This window comes from Pantoea sp. B65, assembly GCF_047308185.1.
Lineage (GTDB): Bacteria > Pseudomonadota > Gammaproteobacteria > Enterobacterales > Enterobacteriaceae > Erwinia.
In genome coordinates this window covers 33,642-40,231 of the sequence record NZ_JAHXPU010000032.1, presented here as the reverse complement: position 1 = coordinate 40,231, position 6,590 = coordinate 33,642, and the positions used below count along the sequence as shown (strand labels likewise).

General features: G+C 52.7%; 7 protein-coding genes, 2 tRNA genes and 1 other RNA gene. All 10 read right to left on the bottom strand.

The genetic code is table 11. The features are described 5' to 3' along the window. Nucleotides 1–84: 84 nt before the first annotated feature. Nucleotides 85–160: transfer RNA gene (locus JWF83_RS13610), tRNA-Lys, on the bottom strand. A gap of 33 nt (nt 161–193) precedes the next feature. Beyond that, nucleotides 194–319, bottom strand: a non-coding RNA gene (locus tag JWF83_RS13605) — RtT sRNA. A 13-nt stretch (nt 320–332) separates the two neighbouring features. Continuing rightward, nucleotides 333–408 (bottom strand) — tRNA-Lys (locus JWF83_RS13600). 164 nt (nt 409–572) lie between these two features. Further along, complete coding sequence (gene cpoB, locus JWF83_RS13595; protein ID WP_413650806.1) at nt 573–1,367, bottom strand: cell division protein CpoB; 795 nt, start codon at nt 1,365–1,367, stop codon at nt 573–575. Between the two features lie 9 nt (nt 1,368–1,376). Continuing rightward, complete coding sequence (pal, locus tag JWF83_RS13590; protein ID WP_413650804.1) at nt 1,377–1,886, bottom strand: peptidoglycan-associated lipoprotein Pal; 510 nt, start codon at nt 1,884–1,886, stop codon at nt 1,377–1,379. A gap of 44 nt (nt 1,887–1,930) precedes the next feature. Next, complete coding sequence (gene tolB, locus JWF83_RS13585) at nt 1,931–3,223, bottom strand: Tol-Pal system beta propeller repeat protein TolB (RefSeq protein ID WP_413650802.1); 1,293 nt, start codon at nt 3,221–3,223, stop codon at nt 1,931–1,933. A gap of 121 nt (nt 3,224–3,344) precedes the next feature. Then, on the bottom strand, nt 3,345–4,595 hold the full coding sequence (gene tolA / locus JWF83_RS13580) for a cell envelope integrity protein TolA (RefSeq protein ID WP_413650800.1): 1,251 nt from the start codon (nt 4,593–4,595) through the stop codon (nt 3,345–3,347). Nucleotides 4,596–4,625: 30 nt separating this feature from the next. Then, nucleotides 4,626–5,057, bottom strand: a complete 432-nt coding sequence (gene tolR, locus JWF83_RS13575) for a colicin uptake protein TolR (RefSeq protein WP_413650798.1) — start codon at nt 5,055–5,057, stop codon at nt 4,626–4,628. Nucleotides 5,058–5,070: 13 nt separating this feature from the next. Next, nucleotides 5,071–5,748 carry a Tol-Pal system protein TolQ gene (gene tolQ / locus JWF83_RS13570; RefSeq protein WP_413650810.1) on the bottom strand — a complete coding sequence of 226 codons (678 nt, stop codon included), beginning with the start codon at nt 5,746–5,748 and terminating at the stop codon, nt 5,071–5,073. A 5-nt stretch (nt 5,749–5,753) separates the two neighbouring features. Beyond that, nucleotides 5,754–6,158: a tol-pal system-associated acyl-CoA thioesterase gene (gene ybgC, locus JWF83_RS13565; RefSeq protein WP_413650797.1), complete on the bottom strand. Its 405-nt coding sequence runs from the start codon at nt 6,156–6,158 to the stop codon at nt 5,754–5,756. Between the last annotated feature and the right edge of the window lie 432 nt (nt 6,159–6,590).

Sequence of the window (6,590 nt, the reverse complement as noted above, 5' to 3'; positions counted from 1 at the left end):
TGGCAACGTTGTCTCGCTTTCGCTCGACCCGAACCTTTACGGTTCTCATCCTTCACGATTTAACACTCAGCACTGCTTTAGTCGTGGTGGGTCGTGCAGGATTCGAACCTGCGACCAATTGATTAAAAGTCAACTGCTCTACCAACTGAGCTAACGACCCGCTGTGCGGCTTAAAACTTTTTCTTCTTCGACGTGGTGGGTCGTGCAGGATGACTCGGCCTCTGGCCTCGCCCTTCGGGCCGTTGCCGCTGGCAACGTTGTCGCGCTTTCGCTCGACCCGAACCTTTACGGTTCTTATCCTTTACGATTTAACATCTGGCACGTCTTAAGAGTGGTGGGTCGTGCAGGATTCGAACCTGCGACCAATTGATTAAAAGTCAACTGCTCTACCAACTGAGCTAACGACCCACTTTTTGGCTGTCAGGACGCTTTCACTAATGCCCTGTCAACGGCGGCATATATTACTGATTTGAATTTTCAGCGCAACCACTATTTACCAATAAGTGGTTCAACTGCTTACCTTTCACGCGGCAAGACCAGAAATCACACGATATCTGGTCAAACCGCGTCTGTTACAGCCCTGCTGCGCGTTTTTGCGCCAGCTTTGCCGCTTCGGTATTGGGGTAGAGTTTTGCTACCTGCTGATACACCGCTTTGGCTTTTGCCGTATCGCCTTTATCCTGCATGATCACCCCGACCTTATATAGCGCTTCCGGGCTTTTTGGTGACTTCGGGTAATTTTTCACCACAGTGGCGAAATAGTATGCGGCGTCATCTTTCTTACCCTTGTTGTAATTCAACTGACCGAGCCAGTAATTGGCGTTCGGTTGGTAAGTCGAGTCCGGATACTTTTTGACAAATGCCTGAAAGGCGGCAATCGCCTGATCGTACTGCTTCTTTTCCAGAACCAGCGCCGTCGCCGCATTGTAATCCGTGTTGGCATCACCGCTTTGTGCTGGCGCAGCAGCAGCGCCGCTGTCAGCTGCGCCAGAAGCGGCATCAGTCGCTGCGCCAGCGCCCGCGCCTGCGGCCGCAGCATCACCACCTGATGCGCCCTTAGCGCCAAGACTGTCGATTTGCTGATAGATCTGTTTTTGCCGCTCGACGACCTGATTCAACTGGTAGGTATTTTCCTGAATCTGTCCGCGTAAGGCGTCGATATCACGCTGACTGTCGCTGAGTTGCTGCTGAAGTTGTTGAAGGAGTTGTCCCTGAGCATTAGAAATACGCTCAAGAGTAGTGACGCGGTCTTCTACCGAGCCAGAGCCAACGCTACTGATTGACGCCTGGGCATTAGCGGCCCAGGGGGCCGCTACGCCAACCAGTAACGACAGACTCAACAGGTGAGTTCTGAAGCTACTAATCATGTGATTCTCTTAGTATACCAGTACGGCACGACGGTTTTTGGCATAAGCCGCTTCGTCATGACCCAGTACAGCTGGTTTCTCTTTACCGTAAGAAACGATAGAGATCTGATCAGCAGAAACGCCTTTACCCTGCAGGTACATTTTCACTGAGTTAGCACGACGCTCGCCCAGGGAGATGTTGTACTCAGGTGTACCGCGTTCATCCGCATGACCTTCTACGGTGACTTTGTAAGACGGGTTGCTGCGCAGGAATGCTGCGTGCTGATCCAACATCTGAGCGAAGTCAGAACGGATGTCGTATTTGTCCAGATCGAAGTAAACAATGTTGTTTTTCTGCAGTTCTTGCATCTGCAGACGTGCCTGCTCTTCAGAAGACATGTTACCGCTGTTCATGCCGCTGTTAGAGTCAGCACCCATACCAGTCTGGTCATTGTTGTTGTTCTTGTGTGAGCTACATGCAGCCACTGCGATCACTGGCAGTGCCAGCAGTAAACCTTTTAGCACTTTGTTCAGTTGCATTTCTAAAATCCTATTATTGTTTGCTATACATATTTACACATGCATCACAGATACGGCGACCAGGCAGGAAATTTGACCTGTCCATCAGTTGCCGGAAGACGCGCTTTGAAACGCCCGTCCGTCGAAACTAACTGCAACACGGAACCCATACCCTGAGTAGAGCTGTAGATAACCATTGTGCCGTTAGGTGCGAGACTTGGCGTTTCATCCAGGAACGTGTCCGTTAATTGTTGAACGGCTCCCGTTTCCAGATCCTGTCTGGCGATATGTTGCGCACCGCCATTGGTGCTAACCATCACCAAAGATTTACCGTCGGCGCTGACATCGGAGTCCTGATTCTGGGAACCTTCCCAGGTCAGACGTTGTGGCGCGCCGCCGTTTGCATTCACTTTATAGATCTGAGGACGACCTGCCTGATCCGAGGTATAGGCCAGATTCTGGCTATCCGGGAACCAGGTCGGCTCAGTATTATTGCTGCGACCATCGGTCACCTGACGGATTTGACCCGAGCCAACATCCATCACATAAATATTCAGACTACCGGTTTTCGACAGGGCAAACGCCAGTTTGCTGCCATCCGGTGAGAATGCCGGCGCACCGTTGTGACGCGGGAATGACGCCACTTGTCTGATCGCGCCGTTAGCCAGCGTCTGGATCACCAGCGCTGAACGACCGCTCTCAAAGGTCACGTATGCCACTTTACTACCATCTGGCGACCAGGCGGGTGACATTAGTGGCTCTGGTGAGCGGTGAACCACAAACTGATTGTAGCCATCGTAGTCAGAGACGCGCAATTCATATGGGAACTGACCACCGTTGGTCTGCACCACATAGGCGATACGGGTACGGAACGCGCCTTTAATGCCGGACAGCTTTTCAAAAGCTTCGTCACTGGCGGTGTGCGCCGCATAACGCAGCCACTGTTTGGTCACTTTAAACGAATTTTGCGCCAGAACGGTACCTGGTGAACCGGCAGTATCGACTAACTGGTAAGAGACCGTGTAGCTGCCATCCGCACCAGGCTGTACCTGACCGACAACCACCGCATCAATACCCAGCGCGCTCCATGCGGCTGGCTGAACTTCGGCAGCAGAAGCCGGCTGCTGTGGCAGACGTGCGCGATCCAGTGGGTTAAATTTACCACTGTTACGCAAGTCAGCTGCAACAATGCCGCCAACGTCTTCAGGCGCTGCACCCGGGCCATCCCATTTGAACGGCACAACGCCGATTGGACGCGCGGTGTTAACACCCTGAGTAATCTCAATACGAACTTCCGCATGCAGCATGGCTGCCCACAGAAATAAAAAGCTTAACGCTACACGCAGTGCCTGCTTCATCTTTTCTCCCTTATCTGAACCCGTGGTCCACGATAATTAGCAGTGTTACAACGAACCAATAATGCAAAGCAATTAGAATACGGCATGTACCATAGAGTTCAACATGCCGATTGTTACTGAATTATTGCGGCTTGAAGTCCAGTGGTGCGTTCTTCAAAGCTTCATAAACAGCCTGGCTTGGTGGCTTAGGAATACGCGCCTGTTTAGCGGCAACCAGTGCCGCCTGGCAAAGCGCCGGATCACCACCCTCCGACTTAACATCTATCAATAACCCATCCGGAGCGAGTTTTATGCGCAGTGTACAGGTTTTCCCTTTAAAGGATTCCCAGTCATAAAACTTACTCTGAATAGCCGCCTGAATTTGTCCAGCGTAGCTATCGACTGCGGCGCCAGAAGCACCCGCTTTTTTCTGGTTCCCCTGCCCTGCTGCCGCACCGCCGGCTTTACCCTCTTTCGGTGCATTTTTACCTGAAGTCAGGCCGCCGAGTAAATCACTGACATCACTGGAATCCTGCGCGGCTTCCGCAGCGGCCTTTTTCTTCGCATCCGCTGCGGCTTTAGCTTTCGCGGCGGCATCAGCTTTTGCTTTGGCGGCGGCGGCGGCTTTGCTTTTCGCCTCTTCAGCGGCGGCTTCCTTCGCTTCCTGAGCTTCTTTCGCTTCCTGCGCTGCGGCTTCTTTCGCCTCGGCTGCAGCCTTCGCTTTGGCCTCGGCGGTGGCTTTCGCTTTCGCATCAGCCGCTGCTTTGGCTTTCGCCGCTTCAGCTGCCGCCGCGGCCTCTTTCGCTGCCGCCTCTTTCGCCTGCTCTTCCGCTTTTTTCTTCGCGTCCGCAGCGGCTTTTTTCACTTCTTCTTCGGCTTTTTTCTTCGCATCGGCAGCGGCTTTCGCCTGAGCATCCGCTTCTGCTTTAGCATCGGCTTTCGCCTTGGCCGCCGCCGCTTCCGCCTGTTTCTGCTGCTCCTGCGCCTGCTTCGCCGCATCCTGCGCTTGTTTCTGCTGTTCGGCCTGTTCCTTCGCCTGTTGCTTCGCCTCTTCCTGGGCCTGCAGACGTTCTTTCTCCAGCTCTTTCAGACGCTGCTGCTCCGCCGCCTGTTTTTGCTGCAGCTCTTCGGCCTGCTGCTCAGCCTGTTTTTTACGCTGCTGTTCAGCACGTTTACTGTCGCTCTGCTGATTCTGCTGACGATTGTACTGTTCCACTACCGCACCAGGATCGACCATGACAGCATCTATATCGCCACCGCCGCCGCCAGCGCTGGCGTCGATATTTTCGTTAAACGAGCTCCAAATCAGCACTGCAATCAGCATGATGTGCAGTATCACTGAAATGATAATCGCGCGCTTTAACTTATCGTTCTGCTCGGTTGCCTTCGACACTCTCGGTTCCCAAAAAACGGTTCGAATTAATTAGATCGGCTGCGTCATCAAACCAACGGACTTAACGCCCGCCTGGTGCAGCAAATTCAGCGCTTTGATGATCTCGTCATATGGCACCTCTTTCGCACCGCCAATCAGGAACACCGTTTTCGGGTTCGCTTCAAGCCGACGCTGCGCTTCAGCTACCACCTGCTCCGGCGGCAGTTGGCTCATACGGTCATGATCGACCACCAGGCTATACTGCCCGACACCAGAGACTTCAACGATTACCGGTGGATTATCATCGCTGGAAACCGTTTTTGAATCTGTCGCATCCGGCAGATCAACTTCCACGCTCTGCGTAATGATGGGTGCTGTCGCCATAAAAATCAGCAGCAGTACCAGCAACACGTCCAGCAGCGGAACAATATTAATCTCAGATTTGAGGTCGCGACGAGCGCGACGACCACGCGTTCTGGCCATGCGTAACCTCCGATTACTTGCTACTATCGCTGGAGAACGCCTGACGATGCAGGATAGCCGTGAACTCTTCGGTAAAGTTGTCGTAGTTCTGTTCCAGCTTAGTCACACGCAGGCTCAGGCGGTTATACGCCATCACTGCCGGAATAGCGGCAAACAGACCGATCGCGGTGGCGATCAGCGCTTCGGCAATACCTGGAGCAACCATCTGTAACGTCGCCTGCTTCACCGCACCCAGCGCGATAAAGGCGTGCATGATCCCCCACACTGTACCAAACAGACCGATATACGGGCTGATGGAAGCCACGGTGCCAAGGAAAGGAATATGGTTTTCCAGCGTTTCCAGCTCACGGTTCATCGAAATACGCATTGCACGGCTGGCGCCTTCGACCACCGCTTCCGGTGCGTGGTTGTTAGCCCGATGCAGGCGCGCAAACTCTTTAAAACCGGCATAGAAAATCTGCTCAGAGCCACCGAGTTCATCACGACGTGCCTGGCTCTCCTGATAAAGGCGGGAAAGCTCGATCCCCGACCAAAATTTATCTTCAAAGGCTTCGGCATCACGACCTGCGGCATTCAGAATACGGGTACGCTGGATAATAATTGCCCATGAGGCAATAGAAAACCCGATCAAAATCAACATGATAAGTTTGACCAGAAGGCTCGCCTTCAGGAACAAATCAAGAATGTTCATGTCAGTCACTGCTTGAACTCCGCGACAATAGACTTGGGAAGCGCTATCGGCTTCATTAGATGTGGGTTGATGCAGGCGATCAGGACTTCTGCTTCATTAAGAACCTTGCCTTCTGCATTAACGATACGTTGCGCGAATGTCATCGTCGTTCTGCGCATAGACACAACCTCGCTTTGCACTTCAAGCAAATCATCAAGGCGTGCAGCGGCAAGATAGTCGACTGTGATTCGACGCACGACAAAAGCGATCTGCTGTTCCAGCAGCGCCTGTTGATTAAAATGGTGCTGGCGCAACATTTCAGTCCGTGCTCGTTCATAGAAAGCCACATAGCTGGCATGGTAAACCACGCCACCGGCATCCGTGTCTTCGTAATAGACGCGTACCGGCCATCGAAACAGCGTTGTACTCACTCTACATCCCGGTAATGCTTTTTGACGTTGCTACTATACGCAGAAGAAATGGCGTTGGGAATGGCTAGTCAGGGGGGAAAGCAAATAATTGTCGGAAGGAAACAGCTGGTTAGATTTTCGGGATGAATCTTAGACAAATCCTCACAAAAACAGAGATAAATCTACTTAGCAGACCATGGCTAAATGCCCGATGGTTATAAGCAGCGGAATATCCAGGCGAGAAAGTGCTGAAGATGCGGCAGCCATGGGACGTTGAGGACGGTAGCGACAGGGTTTCAGATAGTCGTACGCTGTCTTATGCCACACGGCAGCCATAAATGTGACGGGCGCCATTAATGGCGCCCCTACAATATTCCAGACATTCCGCCCGTATCAATGGCTGGCACTGCTGCCGCCATCGGGACGGGAGCCATTAATGGCTCTTCTACCACA

Bases quoted from the DNA above. Each gene is read 5' to 3' on its own strand.
- cpoB (WP_413650806.1), bottom strand. From the start codon at position 1,367: ATGATTAGTAGCTTCAGAACTCACCTGTTGAGTCTGTCGTTACTGGTT.
- pal (WP_413650804.1), bottom strand. From the start codon at position 1,886: ATGCAACTGAACAAAGTGCTAAAAGGTTTACTGCTGGCACTGCCAGTG.
- tolB (WP_413650802.1), bottom strand. From the start codon at position 3,223: ATGAAGCAGGCACTGCGTGTAGCGTTAAGCTTTTTATTTCTGTGGGCA.
- tolR (WP_413650798.1), bottom strand. From the start codon at position 5,057: ATGGCCAGAACGCGTGGTCGTCGCGCTCGTCGCGACCTCAAATCTGAG.
- tolQ (WP_413650810.1), bottom strand. From the start codon at position 5,748: ATGAACATTCTTGATTTGTTCCTGAAGGCGAGCCTTCTGGTCAAACTT.